General features: G+C 67.0%; 17 protein-coding genes. 8 read left to right on the top strand and 9 right to left on the bottom strand.

All coding sequences use genetic code 11. The annotated features are described in order from the left end of the window. The first annotated feature begins 34 nt into the window (after positions 1 to 34). Entirely contained in the window at positions 35 to 301 is a 267-nt protein-coding gene (locus QTI24_RS22995) for a hypothetical protein (RefSeq protein WP_286603616.1), read from the top strand. A gap of 43 nt (positions 302 to 344) precedes the next feature. On the opposite strand, the gene QTI24_RS23000 is transcribed toward QTI24_RS22995, so the two are convergent. Genes QTI24_RS23000 through QTI24_RS23010 form a run of 3 tightly spaced genes read right to left on the bottom strand, consistent with a single transcriptional unit; the run spans position 345 to position 3,802 of the window. After that, on the bottom strand, positions 345 to 2,381 hold the full coding sequence (locus QTI24_RS23000; RefSeq protein ID WP_286603618.1) for a fused MFS/spermidine synthase: 2,037 nt from the start codon (positions 2,379 to 2,381) through the stop codon (positions 345 to 347). A gap of 6 nt (positions 2,382 to 2,387) precedes the next feature. Further along, entirely contained in the window at positions 2,388 to 2,846 is a 459-nt protein-coding gene (locus tag QTI24_RS23005) for a DUF2214 family protein (RefSeq protein ID WP_286603620.1), read from the bottom strand. Then, entirely contained in the window at positions 2,843 to 3,802 is a 960-nt protein-coding gene (locus QTI24_RS23010) for a LysR family transcriptional regulator (protein WP_286603622.1), read from the bottom strand. Before QTI24_RS23010 ends, QTI24_RS23005 begins: the two co-directional genes overlap by 4 nt. A gap of 174 nt (positions 3,803 to 3,976) precedes the next feature. Here QTI24_RS23010 and QTI24_RS23015 point away from each other — a divergent pair, with 174 nt between their 5' ends. Beyond that, positions 3,977 to 4,327 (top strand): VOC family protein, encoded by a 351-nt coding sequence (locus tag QTI24_RS23015; protein ID WP_286603678.1) that lies wholly within the window; start codon positions 3,977 to 3,979, stop codon positions 4,325 to 4,327. A 75-nt stretch (positions 4,328 to 4,402) separates the two neighbouring features. Here the strand turns inward: QTI24_RS23015 and QTI24_RS23020 are convergent, their stop codons facing one another. Further along, the gene (locus tag QTI24_RS23020) at positions 4,403 to 5,593 is read right to left on the bottom strand and encodes a CaiB/BaiF CoA transferase family protein (RefSeq protein ID WP_286603623.1); all 1,191 of its coding nucleotides are present in this window, start codon (positions 5,591 to 5,593) and stop codon (positions 4,403 to 4,405) included. Continuing rightward, positions 5,586 to 6,527, bottom strand: coding sequence for a hydroxymethylglutaryl-CoA lyase (locus QTI24_RS23025; RefSeq protein WP_286603624.1), 942 nt, complete (start codon positions 6,525 to 6,527; stop codon positions 5,586 to 5,588). Before QTI24_RS23025 ends, QTI24_RS23020 begins: the two co-directional genes overlap by 8 nt. A gap of 107 nt (positions 6,528 to 6,634) precedes the next feature. On the opposite strand from QTI24_RS23025, the gene QTI24_RS23030 reads away from it, so the two are divergent. Beyond that, positions 6,635 to 7,375, top strand: a complete 741-nt coding sequence (locus tag QTI24_RS23030; RefSeq protein ID WP_286603625.1) for an IclR family transcriptional regulator — start codon at positions 6,635 to 6,637, stop codon at positions 7,373 to 7,375. Positions 7,376 to 7,389: 14 nt separating this feature from the next. Here QTI24_RS23030 and QTI24_RS23035 read toward each other — a convergent pair whose 3' ends face one another. Then, positions 7,390 to 8,370 carry a Bug family tripartite tricarboxylate transporter substrate binding protein gene (locus QTI24_RS23035; protein ID WP_286603626.1) on the bottom strand — a complete coding sequence of 327 codons (981 nt, stop codon included), beginning with the start codon at positions 8,368 to 8,370 and terminating at the stop codon, positions 7,390 to 7,392. A 42-nt stretch (positions 8,371 to 8,412) separates the two neighbouring features. Further along, a complete protein-coding gene (hisC, locus tag QTI24_RS23040; protein WP_286603627.1) occupies positions 8,413 to 9,408 on the bottom strand; it encodes a histidinol-phosphate transaminase in 996 nt (331 codons plus the stop codon). 199 nt (positions 9,409 to 9,607) lie between these two features. On the opposite strand from hisC, the gene QTI24_RS23045 reads away from it, so the two are divergent. Then, positions 9,608 to 11,782, top strand: a complete 2,175-nt coding sequence (locus QTI24_RS23045; protein WP_286603628.1) for a malate synthase G — start codon at positions 9,608 to 9,610, stop codon at positions 11,780 to 11,782. 8 nt (positions 11,783 to 11,790) lie between these two features. Here the strand turns inward: QTI24_RS23045 and QTI24_RS23050 are convergent, their stop codons facing one another. Beyond that, a complete protein-coding gene (locus QTI24_RS23050; protein ID WP_286603629.1) occupies positions 11,791 to 12,498 on the bottom strand; it encodes a ProQ/FINO family protein in 708 nt (235 codons plus the stop codon). Between the two features lie 81 nt (positions 12,499 to 12,579). After that, positions 12,580 to 13,512: a LysR substrate-binding domain-containing protein gene (locus QTI24_RS23055; RefSeq protein WP_286603630.1), complete on the bottom strand. Its 933-nt coding sequence runs from the start codon at positions 13,510 to 13,512 to the stop codon at positions 12,580 to 12,582. Between the two features lie 82 nt (positions 13,513 to 13,594). On the opposite strand from QTI24_RS23055, the gene QTI24_RS23060 reads away from it, so the two are divergent. From QTI24_RS23060 to QTI24_RS23075, 4 genes are all read left to right on the top strand, one after another. After that, complete coding sequence (locus QTI24_RS23060) at positions 13,595 to 13,912, top strand: DUF2917 domain-containing protein (protein ID WP_286603631.1); 318 nt, start codon at positions 13,595 to 13,597, stop codon at positions 13,910 to 13,912. Between the two features lie 90 nt (positions 13,913 to 14,002). Continuing rightward, on the top strand, positions 14,003 to 15,181 hold the full coding sequence (locus QTI24_RS23065; RefSeq protein ID WP_286603632.1) for an acetyl-CoA C-acetyltransferase: 1,179 nt from the start codon (positions 14,003 to 14,005) through the stop codon (positions 15,179 to 15,181). A gap of 1 nt (position 15,182) precedes the next feature. Continuing rightward, positions 15,183 to 15,980, top strand: a complete 798-nt coding sequence (locus QTI24_RS23070; protein WP_286603634.1) for an enoyl-CoA hydratase-related protein — start codon at positions 15,183 to 15,185, stop codon at positions 15,978 to 15,980. Positions 15,981 to 15,982: 2 nt separating this feature from the next. Continuing rightward, positions 15,983 to 17,146, top strand: coding sequence for an acyl-CoA dehydrogenase family protein (locus QTI24_RS23075; protein ID WP_286603679.1), 1,164 nt, complete (start codon positions 15,983 to 15,985; stop codon positions 17,144 to 17,146). The last annotated feature ends 17 nt before the right edge of the window (positions 17,147 to 17,163 follow it).

A 17,163-nucleotide genomic window follows, 5' to 3' on the forward strand; every position in this document is an offset into this window, starting at 1 on the left:
CTGTCACAACCCTTCGTCAAGGAATTACTCCATCATGAAAAAGCTCCTTTCCCTGTTGGCTCTGGGTGCCTCCCTGTCGTTCGGTGCTGCACATGCGCAATCCACTTGTGACGCGCAGGCCGCGGAGAAGAAGCTGAATGGCGCCGCCAAGACCAGTTTCGTCACGAAGTGCGAAAAGGACGCCAAGGCTTCAGCGGCGCCCGCTTGCGCCGCGAAGGCGATCGACAAGAACGGCAAGCCGCTGGCGGGTGCCGCCAAGAACAGCTTCATGAAGAAGTGCGAAAGCGACGCGAAAGGCTAACTCGCCCATCGGGTCGAGCTGCGCTGACCACGGCGGCGACTCGCTACTTCAGAACGCCGAAGAGGTTGTTGTAGTCGTCGGTCCAGGGCTCCAGGCCCGCGATCTGCTCGATCTTCGAACTGGCCAGCCGAATGGCGCCGTTGGCGAGCCGGCCGGGCTCGCGAGCGACCAGCACCCAGTCGGTGTTCCGCAGCCCCTCGGCGCTCGGCTCGTCGTGCACCAGGGCGACGTGCAGGCCTTTTGCCAGCGCGATTTTCTCGACCACGGGCGCCAGCGCGAGGAAGCGGTTGGTGACGTGAAAGGCGACGATGCCTTCCGGACGCATGTGTCTCAGGTAGACATCCATCGCCTCGGAGGTAATGAGGTGGATCGGGACCGAATCGCCTGAGAACGCGTCAACCGCCAGCACGTCGAAGGCCTGAGGCGGTTCGCGCTCCAGCGCCAGGCGTGCGTCGCCGAGCACGCGCTCGATGCGAGCCGGACTGTCGGCAAGGAAGCTGAATTCGCTGTCGGCCAGATCGAATACTTCCGGATTGATTTCGTAGACGCGGTACACATCGCCGGGTCGGCCGTAGGTGGCGAGGGTGCCAGCGCCCAGTCCGATGAGCCCGATCCGTCGCGATCGGGCAGGCGCGGCCGCGATGGCCAGCCCGACACCGGAGCTCGGTCCGTAGTACGTGGTGGGTTCGCGCCGTCGCGCGGGTGCGAGGTACTGCTCTCCGTGCTTGACGGAGCCGTGGTACATCTGGCGCACGTGGTCTTTTGCTTCGCCGCGCAAAGTGTCGAGGGTGACCAGCGTGCCGTAGAAATTGCGCTGCATGCGGCGCGCACCCGTCGCGTCGCCTTCCACCTGCAAGGCGAGAAACCACGCGCAGGCGCCCGCCAGCGCGAGCGAGGCCGCCATGCCAACGCGTCGCTGTCGCCACAGGACGGCCGCGATCAGCGCGCACAGCGTGAGGCCCACGCCGAGTTCGTAGTACGCCGGCAGCACATGCGGCGCGACGAGCCCCACGCTCACGCCACCGAGCGCGCCGCCCAGCGACAGCATCAAATAAAAGCGAGTGAGGTACGCGCTGCCCGGCCGCAGGCGCGACATCTCGCCATGCAGGAACATGCACAGCGCGAACAGGCCGACGACGTAGATCGGCAGTGCGGTCCGAAGGTTCGAGCCGAGGCTGTCCTGCAGCCCGAATGCGCACAACGCCAGCATCACAGCCGCCAGCGGCACGAAGACCGCACGGCGATACCAGCGATCGCTCTCGAAAGTCAGCACGAAGCTCAACAGGTAGACCGAGAGCGGCAGCACCCACAGGAAAGGGATGGCCGCGACGTTCTGCGTGATGTGATTCGTGATGGCGAGTAGCAGCCACGAGCCAAGGGCCGGCAGGGCGAGCCACGTCAGGTAGTCGGCGATTCGAGGTTTCGCGGCAGGCATCTCCTCGACCCCCGGCTTGCGCGTGGCGGGGTGCGCACCGGCGGCCCAGTGCCGCGCCACGTACAGCGTCGTTCCGGCGCAGAGCACCACGAACACGCCGTACGCGATCGACCATCCCCAGGCTTGCTGCACCAGCGTGCTGCGGGGCTCGATCAGCACCGGATAGCTCAAAAGCGACGCGAGCGATGCGAAGTTGGAGAGCGAGAAGTAGCGGTACACCTGCGCACCCCAGGGCGTGCGCGCGACCCACGATTGCACCAGCGGCCCGGTGGTCGATAGGAGGAAATAGGGCAGGCCGATGGTCCCGAGCAGCAGCCCGAGGATCCAGAGCGTCGGGTCCTCCGCGCCGGTCGGCTTCCAGCGCGCGTTCGTCACGATCGGCAGGAAGGCCAGGCTCGCAAGCAGCAGCCCGACGTGCAACCTGGCCTGCGCCCGCGCGGCGAGGCGGCGCGTGATCCAGTCGGAATACGCATAGCCCGCCAGCAGCACGACCTGGAAGAAGACCATGCAGATCGACCACACCGCGGCCGAGCCGCCGAACCACGGCAGGATCTGCTTGGCGATCAGCGGCTGGACCAGGAAGAGCAGGAAGGCGCTCGTGAAGATCGTGCCGGCGAACAGCGCCTTGATGCTTGCCGGCCGCACGGGACGCTAGCTCCTGGCGCCGAAACCGCGCGCGAGAAAGACTGCCACCAGCGGAATCAGCGCGATCAAGTGCGCCTGGATCATCACCAGCTTGCGCGTCTTGCGGATCTCGGCCTCGGCCGGCAGCGAGCCGCTCGACCGCAGCGCCTTGCGCCAGCGGGAGTAGGTGAGCGTCGGAAAGATCGAGATCACGCCCACGATGATGAAGAGCGTGAGCTTCAGGTGCAACAGCGGATTGGTCCAGTACCACGCCGTGCCCTTGATACCCCACCAGGTGCGCGCGACGCCGGTGGCGAGCACGGCGATCGCGGCGATGCCGTAGACCATGTCCACCTTGCCCAGCCGCTCGACCACCGCGGCGTTAAGCCACTCCACGCGGCACAGCGCGGCCTCGCTGGCGATGAAGACGACCATGGTGAGGATGGCCAGCAGGTGCAGGTAGGCAAGGATCGCTTCGAGCGTCATCGTGGAGGTTCCTTCGTTGTCGGGAGCGCAGCGATTGTGCCGCCCCAGAACTCGGGGCGTGCGTACTGCGCCTTCAGGAAATCGAGCCACAGTCGCACGCGCAACGGCAGGTGCTTGCGCTGGGGAAACACCGCATAGATGCCGTTCGGCGGCGCGGCGAATTCGTCCAGCAGCGGCACCAGCAGCCCGGCATCGATCTCCGCCTCGACCTCCCAGGTGCTGCGCCACGCGATGCCGTGGCCGGCCAGGCACCAGTCGTGCAGCACCTGGCCATCGGAACAATCGAGCGGTCCGGTCGGCTTCAGGTGGATCACCTCGTGCTCGCCTTCGTCGGTCGGCACCCGAAAGGCCCAGCCGCGGGTCTGCGAGGCATCGCTAGACAAGCTGAGGCAGGCGAAGCGCGACAGCTCGCCCGGATGACGTGGGGCGCCGTGCCGGCGGATGAATCCAGGCGTCGCAACGCAGCGGCGCCGGTTGTCGGCAAGGCGCAGGCTCACCAGCGACGAATCGGGCAGGTCGCCGACGCGCACCGCGCAATCGAAGCTCTCGCCGGCCATGTCGACCAGCCGGTCGCTGAGGTTCAATGAGATGGTGACTTCGGGATGCAGTTCGTGAAAGCGCGGCACCAGCGGCGCCACGTGCCGCCGGCCGAAGCCGGCCGGCGCGGTCACGCGCAAGTGACCGCTGGCCTTCACCCCGCCCGCGCTCACGCTGGCTTCCGCATTCGCCAACTCGACCAGCAGGCGCTGGCAGTCCTCCAGAAAGGCGCTGCCCTCGTGCGTGAGCGTGAGGCGGCGCGTGGTGCGCAGCAGGAGCTTGACGCCCAGCCGCTCTTCGAGCGCGTCCAGCCTCCGTCCGATGATCGCCGGCGCCACGCCCTCCGCCTTGGCCGCCGCCGTGAGGCTGCCGCGCGTGGCGATCGCGACGAAGGATTCGAGTTGCTTCAGGCGGTCCATGGCGGGCGATTATGCGTAGCGCATGCTGAAAACCCGGCCGGGCTGGCGACGCTGACGCGGCGCGCCTAAGCATTCCTACGGATGGCGGGCGGACTGCGATCGGCCTACAAGGCGTTTGTCAGGACTGTCCGGAGCACCATCGTGAACCCACTTGCCTCCAGCCGCGTCACCTGCATGCTTCCCGTGAAGGATCTCGCCCGCGCCCGCCGCTTCTATGAGGATTCGCTGGGCCTGGAGCCGCTCGGCGCCAAGCCGGACGGCAAGTTCATCTACCACTGTGGCGGCACCGAACTCGCGCTCTTCCCCAAGCCCGAAGGCACCAAGGCCGAACACACGGCACTGAGTTTTCGCGTGGAGCGCATCGATGAAGCGGTGAAGGCGCTGGAGCAGCGCGGCGTGCGCTTTGCCGACTACGACCTGCCGGGGCTCAAGACGGTCGAGCACGTGTGCGTGCTCGGCTCCGAGAAGGCGGCCTGGTTCGAGGACCCCGAGGGCAACATCCTCTGCTTGCACGAGGACATTTGAGCTCTCCACCCCCTTTCGGGGGGCAATCCCGGCGGACCGGCACAGCCGGTTCCGCGGGATTTCTGGCCTTCCGGATCAGGTGCTGCGGGTCACGTCGTGCGACTTCAGCGCCGCGATCTGCGCGTCGGTATAGCCGACCTCCCTGAGCAGGGCGTCGGTGTGCTCGCCCAGCAGCGGGGGCTGCAGGCGGATGCCCGGGCGGTCGCCGCCGAGCGTGAAGGGCATCAACGGCACCTTCGATTCGCTGCCGTCGTTCATGCGGATCGGCGCGAGCCCACCGGTCGCGTTGAGGTGCGGGTCGTCGAACAGATCCTGCGGCTTGGTGATGGGGGCGAAGGGAAGTTCGTTCTTCTCGAACACCGCGCTCAACTCCGCCGCGCTGTGCTCCGCCAGGTGCGAGCGCAGGATCGGCATCATCCATTCGCGCGCGAGCACGCGGTCGTTGTTGGTCTTCAGGCGCGGATCGGCCAGCATCTCTTCCAGGCCGAAGGCCTTGCAGAAGATGCTCCACTGCTTGTCGCTGACCGCCGCCAGGAATATCTGCTCGCCGTCCTTGACGGTGAACACGTCGTACACGCCCCAGGCCGAGATGCGGCTGGGCATCGGGTCGGCGGCCTTGCCGGTGGCGGCGAACTGCATCATGTGCTGGGCCACGAGGAAGATGTTGTTCTCGAACAGCGCCGACTGCACCTCGCACCCCTTGCCGGTGAGTTCGCGCTGGCGCAGCGCCGCCATCGCACCGATCGCGCCGAACATGCCGCCCATGATGTCGTTGACGCTGGTTCCCGCACGCAGCGGATCGCCGGCGCGGCCGGTCATGTAGGCGAGGCCGCCCATCATCTGCACCACTTCGTCGAGCGCGGTGCGGTGGTCGTAGGGGCCGGGGAGGAAGCCCTTGTGGCTCACGTAGATGAGGCGAGGGTTGAGCTTCTGCAGGCTGTCGTAGTCCAGCCCCAGCTTCTTCATCGTGCCGGGCTTGAAGTTCTCGCTCACGATGTCGGCGGTGGCGATCAGGCGCAGCGCGGCTTCGACGCCCTCGGGCTTCTTGAGGTCGAGCGCGATGCTCTTCTTGTTGCGGTTGAAGGTCGGGAAGAAGCCGGCGCCGGAGCCCAGCAGGCGCCGCGTGTTGTCGCCCTCGATGGGCTCGACCTTGATGACCTCGGCACCCAGGTCAGCGAGCAGCATGCCGCAGGTGGGCCCCATGACCATGTGGGTGAATTCGACGACGCGGATGCCCGCGTAAGGCAGTGGTGTGGACTCAGACATGGGCGGCCCCCTGGAAACCCTGGACGAAGCCCTTGGGCAGGCCGGCCTCGGGCGTCATGCCGTAGACCGGTTCGCCCGGCAGGCCGGCGATGAGCGGCGCGCGGGCCGCAATGAGCTGGTCGATGTCGATGCCGGTGCGCACGCCCATGGCCTCGAACATGAAGACGAGGTCCTCGGTGACGACGTTGCCCGAGGCGCCGGGCGCATAGGGGCAACCGCCCAGGCCACCGAGCGACGAGTCGAAGGTGCGCACGCCTTCCTCGTAGGCCGCGAGGCAGTTGGCCAGCCCGAGCCCGCGTGTGTTGTGCATGTGGGCCGCGCCGGCCTTGTCGCCGAGTTCGGCGCGCAGGCGCTTGAAGAGGCGCCGCACCTGCGCCGGGTTGGCGTAGCCCACGGTATCGGACAGGCCCGATTCGTCGGCGCCGGCCGCGACGCATTGCGCCGCCAGCCAGATGACCTCGTCCTCCGGCACCTCGCCCTGCAGCGTGCAGCCGAAGGCGGTGGAGATGCCCGCTTCAAGCCGGACCTGCGGAGCGATGTCGCGGCGCAGCTCGGAGATCGCGCGGACCTCCTCGACCATCTCCTCGCGCGTCTTGCGCACATTGGCGAGCGAATGGGCCGCGCTGGCCGAGACCGGCATCGTCAGCTTGTGCACGCCGGCCGCGAGCGCGGCTTCGGCGCCCTTGCGGTTGGGCACTAGCGCCATCACGCTCAGGCCGGGCAGCGTGACGGCGTGGCGCACCACCTCGGCGGCGTCGGCCATCTGCGGCAGCAGCCGCGCAGGCACGAAAGAGGCCACCTCGATCTCGCGGATTCCGGCCTTGTAGAGCGCGTCGATCCAGCGCAGCTTGTCGGCCGTCGGCATGGTGGCCTTGACGGACTGCAGGCCGTCGCGTGGGCCGACCTCGCTGATGAGGACATCGGGGACAGTCATCGGGATTCGTCTCCTGGAGCGGTGGTGTTTGACAGTTCTATCTTGTAGAACTATATTCCGTTAAACAGAATTAAACCGGTGATCGCACGTCCTGTCAAGGCCATCCCATGCCACGCAAAGCCCAAACCGAATCGGTATCCGACCTGAACGCAGCGCCCGGCGGTGCCGCGGCGGTCGATCGTGCGCTCAGTCTGCTCTCGGCGTTCCGGCCGGGCGACGACGCGCTGACGCTCGCGCAGTTTGCCGAGCGCACGCAGCTCTACAAGAGCACGGTGCTGCGCCTGCTCGCCTCGCTGGAACATGCGCGCCTGATCCGCCGGCAGGTGGATGGCCGCTACGCGCTCGGGACGGAAATCGCGCGCCTGCACGCGCTGTATGCGGCGTCCTTCTCGCTGGACGACGTGGTGCTGCCGGTGCTGCGCGAGCTCGTGGCGGCCACCGGCGAAAGCGCCGCGTACCACGTGCGCCTGCAGCAAGGCGCAGGCTGGGCACGGCTGTGCCTCTACCGCATCGACTCGCCGCACGTGGTGCGCGACCACGTCCGCGCGGGCGACCTGCTGCCCTCGGATCGCGGCGCCGGCGCGCGCATCCTGATCGCCTTCGGGCCGGAAGGCGAGCAGCCGCGCGGCGCGAAGGAGCGCGAGTTCTACGAATCGATCCGCGCGCAGGGCTATTGCGCCCTGGTCGGCGACCGCACGGCCGAGTTGGCCGGCATCTCGGCCCCGGTGTTCCATGCCGACGGCCGCTTGGCCGCGGCGGTCACGCTGACGATGCCGACCCACCGCTACGACGAGCGCTATATCGAGCCCGTACGAGCGGCCGCGCACCAACTGAGCGGCAAGGTCTAGTTGGCCCTCGGCCTCTATTCAGCCTTGAACCCGGACGCCTTGATCGGCATCTCCCAGCGTTTGAGGTGCGCCGCCTGGATGGCCGCCAGTTCGGCCGGTCCGGAATGTGCGGGCACCAGGCCCAGTGCGTAGATCTTTTCCTGAACGTCCGGGGCGCGAAGCGAGCTGGCAACGGCGCGATCGATGCGCTGCACCATGTCCGGCGCCATGCCGGGCGGGCCGTAGAGCCCGAAGAAGGCGTCGGCCGTCACGTCGATGCCGATTTCCTTGAGCGTGGGTACATCCGGCAGCGCCCTGCTGCGCTGCTCGCCAGTCACGGCCAGGATGCGCACCTTGCCGGCGCGATGGTGCTCGATGGTCTCCGACGCCGTGTCGACCATCAGCGGCACCTGGCCGCCGATGAGGTCCTGGGCGGCAGGCGCGCCGCCGCGATAGGCCACATGGGTCATCGGAACGCCCGAAGCCTGGGCGAGAAGCTGGCCGGCGAAATGCGGCACGGTCCCCGCGCCCGATGTGGCGTAGTTGGCCTTGCCCGGATTGGCCTTCATCCAGGCCAGCACGGTCTTGAGATCGCCCGCTGGAGCGCCCGGTCCGGCGGTCACGGCGAAGTCGAAGGTGCTTGCCAGCGAGATCGGCGTGAAGTCCTTTGTCGTGTCGTAGCCGAGGTTCTGGTAGAGCCACGGGTGGATCACCAGCGCGCCGCTTGGCGAGAAGAGCAAGGTGTTGCCATCCGGCGCGGCACGCTTGACTTCGGCCAGCGCCAGGCGGCCCGCCGCGCCCGGCTTGTTGTCGATGATGACGTTCTGCCCCAGGGAGACGCGCATCTTCTCCGCCAGCAGGCGCGCCACCACGTCGGCCGAACCGCCCGGCGGAAAGCCGACGAGGATTCGGGTCGTGTGGTCCTGGGCGAGCGCGAAAGGCGCGGCGAACGTGGTTGCAACGGCAGCCGCAACGGGTATGGCAGCGACGCGCGCTGCGAAATCACGACGTTTCATGCGGTGGGTCTCCTCGGGGTTGTTGTTCTGTGCGCGGGTCGATCAACGGGCGCCGATCGCGTCGCGCAGCGCGGCGAGCACTGCACGGTTCTGTTCCGGCAAGCCAATGGTGATGCGCAGCCACTGCGGCAAGCCGTAGCCGTCGAGCGTCGAAACGGCGATGCCGGCCGCCATCAGCCGCGAGCAGATCGCCTGGCCGTCGCCGACCTGCACCATCAGGAAGTTGCCGGATGACGGGAGGGTCTGCAGGCCAAGTTCGGCCAGGCCTGCCGCGAGTTGCGCGCGACCGTCCATGTTGAGCTGATAGCTGCGCGCCAGGAATGCTTCGTCGGCGAGCGCGGCTAGCGCTGCAGCCTGGGCCGGACTGCTCACGTTGAAACGGGGCCGCTGCGCGTTCATCCGCGAAGCCAGCGCCGGTTGAGAGACGCCGTAGCCGATGCGCATCCCGGCCAGGCCGTAGGCCTTGGAGAAGGTGCGCGCCACGATCAGGTTGGGAAAGCGCCGCACCCATTCGATGCTGTCGTAGCGCTGCGCGGGCGCGAGGTACTCGGTGTAGGCCTCGTCGAGCAACACCGTGACGTGCGTCGGCACCGCGTGCAGGAAGTCGAGCAGCGGGCCCGCTTCGAGAAAGGTACCCGTCGGATTGTTCGGGTTGGCCACGAAGACCAGCCGCGTGTCTTCGCCGATCGCGGCCCGCATCGCTTGCAGGTCATGTCCGAAATCACGCGCCGGCACGACCGTGCTCTTCGCATGGGCGTGCGCGGCCGCCTGTGCATAGACGACGAAGCCGTACTGCGAATAGACAACGCCTTCGCCCGGCTTCAGGCTCACCTGCGCCGCAAGCTCGAGGATTTCACTGGAGCCGCAGCCCAGCGTCAGCCAGTCGAGCGGCACGTCGAGCCGCGCGGCCAGCGCGTTCTTGAGCGCCGTGCCGTTGCTGTCGGGGTAGTTGCCCGCGCCTTCGAGCGCTGCCGCCGCGGCGCGGCGCGCGGATTCGGGCATGCCGAGCGGGTTTTCGTTGGAGGCCAGGAGGATCATTGATTTCAACGTGATATTTAACAAGTTAAATATATCGAGGATGTTCGTGGCGCTTATCAGGGCGTACCCTTTGACGTTGAGGCTTCAGATCCTTCGATTACCCTCAATTTAGTCACTGATCATTCACAGTTTCGGCTCTTACTCGCCAGCCAGGTATCGAATAAAGTTCCCGGCTGCACCTCTCAAGGAGAAAAGAACCATGACCGCCCGCACCACTGTTCACGGCCTCCAGGTCGCCAACGAACTCCATCGCTTCATCGAAGACATCGTCCTGCCCGCCACCGACGTCTCGAGTGACACCTTCTGGAAGGGCTTCGACGCCATCGTCAGCGAATTCGCGCCCAAGAACATCGCCCTGCTCGCCGAGCGCGACCGCCTGCAGGCCGAGATGGACAAGTGGCACAAGGCCCACCCCGGCCCGATCACCGACATGCCGGCCTACCGCGGCTTCCTGGAATCGATCGGCTACCTGCTGCCGCAACCGAAGGACGTGCAGACCACCACGGCCAACGTCGACGCCGAACTGGCGTTGCAGGCCGGTCCGCAACTGGTGGTGCCGATCCTGAACGCACGCTATGCACTCAACGCGGCGAACGCACGCTGGGGCTCGCTGTACGACGCCCTCTACGGCACCGACGCGATTCCCGAGACCGGCGGCGCCGAGAAGGGCAAGGGCTACAACCCGGTGCGCGGCGCCAAGGTGATCGGGTTCGCACGCAACGTGCTCGACCAGGCCGCGCCGCTGGAGAACGGCTCGCACAAGAACGCGACCGGCTACACGGTCGAACACGGCAAGCTGGTGATCTCGCTGCAGAGCAGCAGCACGGAACTCAAGGACCCGACGCAGTTCATCGGCTACCAGGGTGATGCGGCCGCGCCGAAGTCGGTGCTGATCAAGCACAACGGCATCCACGTCGACATCCAGATCGATCGCAGTACCGCCATCGGCAAGAGCGATGCGGCGGGCATCAGCGACGTCGTGCTCGAATCGGCGCTCTCGACCATCCTCGACCTCGAAGACTCCGTGGCCGTGGTCGACGCCGAGGACAAGGTGCTCGCCTATTCGAACTGGCTCGGCATCCTGCAAGGCACTTTGACCGAGGAAGTCGCCAAGGGCGGCAAGACCTTCACGCGCGGCCTCAACCCGGACCGCGAATACACGGGCGCCGACGGCAAGCCGGTCAAGCTGCATGGCCGCTCGCTGATGTTCGTGCGCAATGTCGGCCACCTGATGACCAACCCGGCCATCCTGTACGCCGGCGGCAAGGAGATCCCCGAAGGGATCATGGACGCGGTGATCACGACGACCATCGCCACCATCGACCTGAAGCGCAAGGGCAACTCGCGCACGGGCAGCGTCTACATCGTCAAGCCGAAGATGCACGGCCCCGCCGAAGTGGGCTTCGCGAGCGCGCTGTTCGGCCGCATCGAGGAAATTCTCGGCCTGCCCGCCAACACCGTGAAGCTCGGCATCATGGACGAGGAGCGCCGCACCAGCGTGAACCTCAAGGCCTGCATCGCCGAGGCCGCCGCGCGCGTGGCCTTCATCAACACCGGCTTCCTCGACCGCACGGGCGACGAGATGCACACCGCCATGTACGCCGGCGCGATGCTGCGCAAGGGCGACATGAAGACCACGCCCTGGATCCAGGCCTACGAGAAGAACAACGTGCTGGTCGGCCTCTCGTGCGGCTTGCGTGGCAAGGCGCAGATCGGCAAGGGCATGTGGGCCATGCCCGACCTGATGGCCGCGATGCTCGAACAGAAGATCGGCCATCCCAAGGCCGGCGCGAACACCGCCTGGGTGCCATCGCCCACGGCTGCCACGCTGCATGCGTTGCACTACCACCAGGTGAGCGTGGCCGATGTGCAGAAGCAGTTGGAGAAGATCGACGCCAACGCCGAGCGCGACAACATCCTGAGCGACCTGCTCAAGGTGCCGGTCGCGCCGCACGTGAACTGGACCGACGCCGAGCGCCAGCAGGAACTCGACAACAACGTGCAGGGCATCCTGGGCTACGTCGTGCGCTGGATCGACCAGGGCGTCGGCTGCTCCAAGGTGCCGGACATCCACAACGTCGGCCTGATGGAAGACCGCGCGACCCTGCGCATCTCCAGCCAGCACATCGCCAACTGGCTGCTGCACGGCGTGGTGACGAAGGAGCAGGTCGATGCGACCTTCCAGCGCATGGCCGCGGTCGTGGACCAGCAGAACGCTGGCGATCCGCTCTACAAGAAGATGGCGGGCAACTTCGGCACCTCGGCCGCGTACAAGGCCGCGCTGGAGCTGGTGTTCAAGGGCGTCGAGCAGCCGAGCGGCTACACCGAGCCGCTGCTGCACGCATGGCGGTTGAAGGTGAAGGCAGGCGCCTGAGCCGCTGACTAGGATTGCGCGCGAGGCCGCGCGCGCTCCAGGATTCGGCCGACTTCGGCCGGATCCATTCCGTACATCTCCGCGAATTCAGCCACGGTCCGGCCGCTGGCCTCGAAGGCGCGCTGCAGCGCCTCGCGCTTCGCGGTCCGTGCGCTGACTTCCGCAAAGGCCTCGTCGAGCACGGCGCTCGATGCTTCGTCAGCCGTGCGAACGGCCAGGACATATTCCTCGCGCGTGAGGCCGGAGGCCTCGATGGCCTCGATCAGACGGGCGCGCAGCTTGGGCCGAAGATCTTCATTGGAGCGGGCCTGCCGCCGCTTGAAGACTTCGAGGATGGCGTGATGCACGTGCTCGGGCGCAACGGGTTCGACGGGCTGCCCGTTCAGGTCGTGGCGCTGCTCGCCGGCCGCGACGGCCTCGAGGTAGCGCGTGGAGCGGGCATGAAGCCCGAGTGCGATCTTGAGATCGTCCTTCTTGAACTCGTCTGGATGCAGGGCCAGCAGTTCCTGGTACACGCCGAGCTTTAGCGGCAGGAAGCGTGCGCCGAACATCTTGGGATACAGCTCGAACAGCTTTTCGAGGGCGGGATGAACCTTGCGCGCACGCTGGGGCACCTTCGGGTTGGCGTTCTTCGGCTTGGCGTTCTGCCGCTCGCGGCCGCCCTTCTGGGCGGCGGCGGGTGCGGGTGCGGGGACGGTTTCGGGGGTCGGAGTCATCGAGATTTCTTGTCTGCGGAATCGGGGGCCCAACGGGCGAATGCGTTGCCCCGACTGTAATGCCGTGGCAAAGCCCCTTCCTCAGCCCCTCTGCGCCGCTTCAGCTTCGACGCGCAGCCAGCGCACAAAGTCCTGGGCGTCAGGATTGCCTGCCGCACGGCGCGAGGTCTCGATGAAATAGCCGCGCCGCGACGCCGCGCCCTCGCTGAACGGCGCCACCAACTGCCCGGTCTGAACCAGCTCACGCAGCAGCGGGAGACGACCGATCACCACACCCTGGCCGGCCACTGCCGCGGCGACAGCGTCGGCGTACTGCGTGAAGCGCATGGTGTTCTTCATCCGCAGGTCGGACAGCCCCATCACTTCGAGCCAAGGCTCCCAGTCGACCGTGGGCGCCTCGGCATGGTTGGGCATGTCGACGGTCAGCAGGGTCTGTTCCACCAGATCGCCTGGCACGTGCAAGGCGACAGCGATGCGCGGAGCGCACAGCGGCATGACGGACTCTTCGAACAGCGTCGCCCCGGTGCCGCGCGTGATCGGCACGAAGCGCACTGCCACGTCGATACGGCTGCGCTCCAAGTCCAGCACGTCGAGCGTCGCGGACACACGCACGTCGACCAGCGGGTGGTCGGCCGTGAAATGCGCGAGGCGGGGAATGAGCCACAGAGAGGCAAAGCCCGGCGTGGTGGTGATCGCGACCTGCCGCATGGCCGGCGCCGCCCGGAGCCGGGCGGTGGCGTCGCGCAGACGTTCCAGGCTCTCGACCACGGCGCGCTGCAGTACACGTCCGGCCTCGGTGAGCGCCAGTGCGCGATGGCGGCGCTCGAACAGCAGCACGCCGAGGCTGGCTTCGAGCTGCTGGATCTGCCGGCTCACCGCCGATTGGGTGAGAAACACCTCGGCGGCGGCCTGGGTGAAGCTCAGCGTCCGCGCGGCAGCCTCGAAGCTGCGCAGCAGCTCCAACGGGGGTAGTTCGACCGCGGGCGCAGGGGTCTTCGCATTCTCTGAATGCATGCAACGAGTTCCGAATGACCGTATGACACAGGGGGCTCGGCTCACTATATTCATTCTCATGACGAATGCCAAGGAGCCTGCGATGAACACCCGCCCGCAACGCCTCAGTCTGAGCCTGCCGAACAAATCCATCTTCACCCTGCCCGATGCCCATGACGTGGACATCGAATGCCAGGCCGGCAGCCTGTGGATCACGCTCGATCACGACCCGCGCGACATCATCCTCGAAGAGGGTGAGCGATTTCGCAGCGACGTGCACCGGCGCGCGCTGGTGGCAGCGCTGGAGCCCTCGTGCGTGCGTTTCACCGCCGAACGCCTCACGGTGGCGGCGGAGCGCGCACGGCCGGAACGCTCTGCGTCGCCCTGGCGACTGTGGCCCCACGGGATGACCCCGGCTTGACCCCAGAGCCCGGGCGTTGAACCATCAACGCTCGCGGCCATGGATGCACCTTTCGCGCCGGGCCCCCATTTCTCGGACGAAGGACATTCCATGGCAGAGGCATACATCGTGGCCACCGCGCGCACCGCCGGTGGCCGCCGCGGCGGCAAGCTCGCGGGCTGGCATCCGGTCGACCTGGCAGCGCAGGTCATCGACGCACTGGTTGAACGAAGCGGCATCGATCCCGCCGCAGTGGAGGACGTGATCCTCGGCTGCGTCAGCCAGGTCGGCGAACAGGCGACCAACGTTGCGCGCAATGCGGTGCTGGCGTCGAAGCTGCCCGAATCGGTGCCGGGCACTTCCGTCGACCGCCAGTGCGGTTCCTCCCAGCAGGCGCTGCATTTCGCGGCGCAGGCGGTGATGTCGGGCACCATGGACGCGGTGATCGCGGCCGGCGTCGAGAGCATGACCCGCGTGCCTATGTTCACGCCCAACGCGCTGCCGGCCAAGGCCGGCCTCGGCATCTACATGAGCCCCGCGATGCAGCGGCGCTATCCCGGCGTGGAATTCAGCCAGTTCACCGGCGCCGAGATGATCGCGAAGAACTACGGCCTCTCGAAGGACGCGCTCGACCGCTATGCCTTCGAGAGCCACAGGCGCGCCATCGCCGCCAGCCGCGAAGGCGCGTTCAAGGACGAGATCGTGCCGCTAGAGATCCGACTGGCCGACGGTTCGGCCAGCGGCGAGATGCACACCGTCGACGAAGGCATTCGCTTCGACGCCACGCTCGAAGGCATCGCCGGCGTCAAGCTGATCGCCGAGGGCGGGCGCTGCACCGCCGCCACTGCGAGCCAGATCTGCGACGGCGCCAGCGGCGTTCTGGTCGTCAACGAGCGCGGCCTGAAGGCGCTGGGCGTGAAGCCGCTCGCGCGCATCCACCACATGAGCGTGATGGGACACGACCCCGTAATCATGCTGGAGGCGCCGATTCCGGCGACCGCACGCGCCCTCGCGAAAGCGGGCATGAGGATCGAGGACATCGACCTGTACGAAGTCAACGAAGCCTTCGCGCCGGTGCCGCTGGCCTGGCTGCAGACACTGGGCGCCGACGCCGCGCGGCTGAACGTGAACGGAGGCGCCATCGCGCTGGGGCATCCGCTGGGCGCCTCGGGCACCAAGCTGATGACCACGCTGGTGAATGCGCTCGGCCAGCGTGGCAAGCGCTACGGCCTGCAGACCATGTGCGAAGGCGGTGGCATGGCCAACGTCACCATCGTGGAAAGGCTTTGACATGAGCCCCGTCCTCTACGAACTGAACGACGGCATCGCGACGATCACGCTGAACCTGCCGGCCAAGCTCAATCCGATCGCGCTCGAACTGCAGACGGCACTGCGCGAGGCATTCGCGCGCGTGCGCCATGACCGCAGCGTGCGCGCCGTCGTGCTCACCGGCGCCGGCAAGGCCTTCTGCGTGGGCGCCGACCTCAGCGCGATGCGAGAACCCGTGGAGGGGAAAACGCTCGGCGACCAGACGGCCGACTGGATGCAGTCGATGAGCAACCCCCTGATCGAGGAACTGCGCGCGCTGCCAGTGCCGGTGGTCTGCGCGGTCAACGGCCCCGCGGCCGGCGCGGGCGTGGGCCTGGCGCTGGCGTGCGACATCGTCGTGGCTGCGCGCAGCGCGTATTTCTACCTGCCCTTCCTGCCCAAGCTGGGCATCGTGCCGGACCTCGGCTGCACCTGGTTCATCCCGCGTCGCGTCGGACCTGCGCGCGCCATGGGCATGGCCTTGCTCGACGAGAAGCTCGGCGCGGAAACGGCGGCGCAGTGGGGGCTGATCTGGGCCTGCATCGACGACAAGTTGTTGCTGCTCGAAGCCTCGAAGATCGCGCAACGGCTGGCGCAGTTGCCGGTGCATGCGGTGATCGAGGCGCGCAAGGCCATCGAGCAGTCGGAGCGCCACTCGCTGCCGGACCAGCTCCACTACGAGAGCGAGCGCCAGCGAGAGCTGATCGAACAACCGACCTTCGCGGAGGGCGTGATGGCCTTCCTGCAAAAACGCGCTCCCGTGTTTCCGAAACGCTCATGACCATGATTGAACGCACCCTTTTCACGCCCGACCACGAGGCCTTCCGCGACAGCTTCCGCCGCTTCATGGACAAGGAGATCGCACCCTTCCACGACGCGTGGGAAGAGCAGGGCTACGTCGACCGCAAGGTTTGGGACAAGGCCGGCGAGAACGGCTTTCTCTGCATGGCTCTGCCCGAGGAATACGGCGGCGCGGGCGCCGACCTGCTTTATTCGGTGATCCAGTTCGAGGAACTCTGGGTCCGCGGCTTCACGGGGATCGGCTACGCGCTGCACAGCGAGATCGTGGCGCCGTACATCCTGCGCTACGGCACGGAGGAACAGAAGAAGCACTATCTGCCGAAGCTCGCTAGCGGCGAGATGATCGGCGCCATCGCGATGAGCGAGCCGGCCGCCGGCAGCGACCTGCAAGGCGTGCGCACGACCGCGCTGAAGCAGCCGGACGGCAGCTACCTGATGAACGGCAGCAAGACCTTCATCACCAACGGCTGGCACGCCGATCTGGTGATCGTGGTTGCCAAGACCGATCCGGCCGGCGGCGCCAAGGGCACCAGCCTGTTCCTGGTGGAGCGCGGCATGCCGGGCTTCGAGAAGGGCAAGCGCCTGAAGAAACTTGGCCTGAAGGCGCAAGACACATCGGAGTTGTTCTTCAACGATGTCCGGCTGCCGGCCGATGCACTGCTCGGCGGCGCGGTGCAGGAAAACCGCGGCTTCGTCTGCCTGATGGAACAGTTGCCGTGGGAACGGTTGCAGATCGCGATCAGCGCGGTCGCGGCGTCTCAGGCCGCTATCGACCAGACGGTGGCCTACGTGAAGGACCGCAAGGTCTTCGGCCAGCCCGTGGGCGCCTACCAGAACACGCGCTACACGCTGGCCGAGTTGCAGACCGAGGTTCAGGTGGCGCAGGTCTTCGTCGACAAGTGCATCGAACTGCTGATGCAGGAGAAGCTCGACACTGCGACCGCCAGCATGGCCAAGTACTGGACCACCGATCTGCAGTGCAAGGTGATGGATGAATGCGTGCAACTGCATGGCGGCTACGGCTTCATGTGGGAGTACCCGATCACGCGCGCCTATGCCGACGCGCGGGTGCAGCGCATCTACGGCGGCACGAACGAGATCATGAAAGAGGTGATCACGCGTTCGATGGGCCTGCCCGGACGTTGAAGCCTGGGCACTGGCAT

The organism is Variovorax sp. J22P240, from assembly GCF_030316855.1.
Classification (GTDB): Bacteria; Pseudomonadota; Gammaproteobacteria; order Burkholderiales; family Burkholderiaceae_C; genus Variovorax.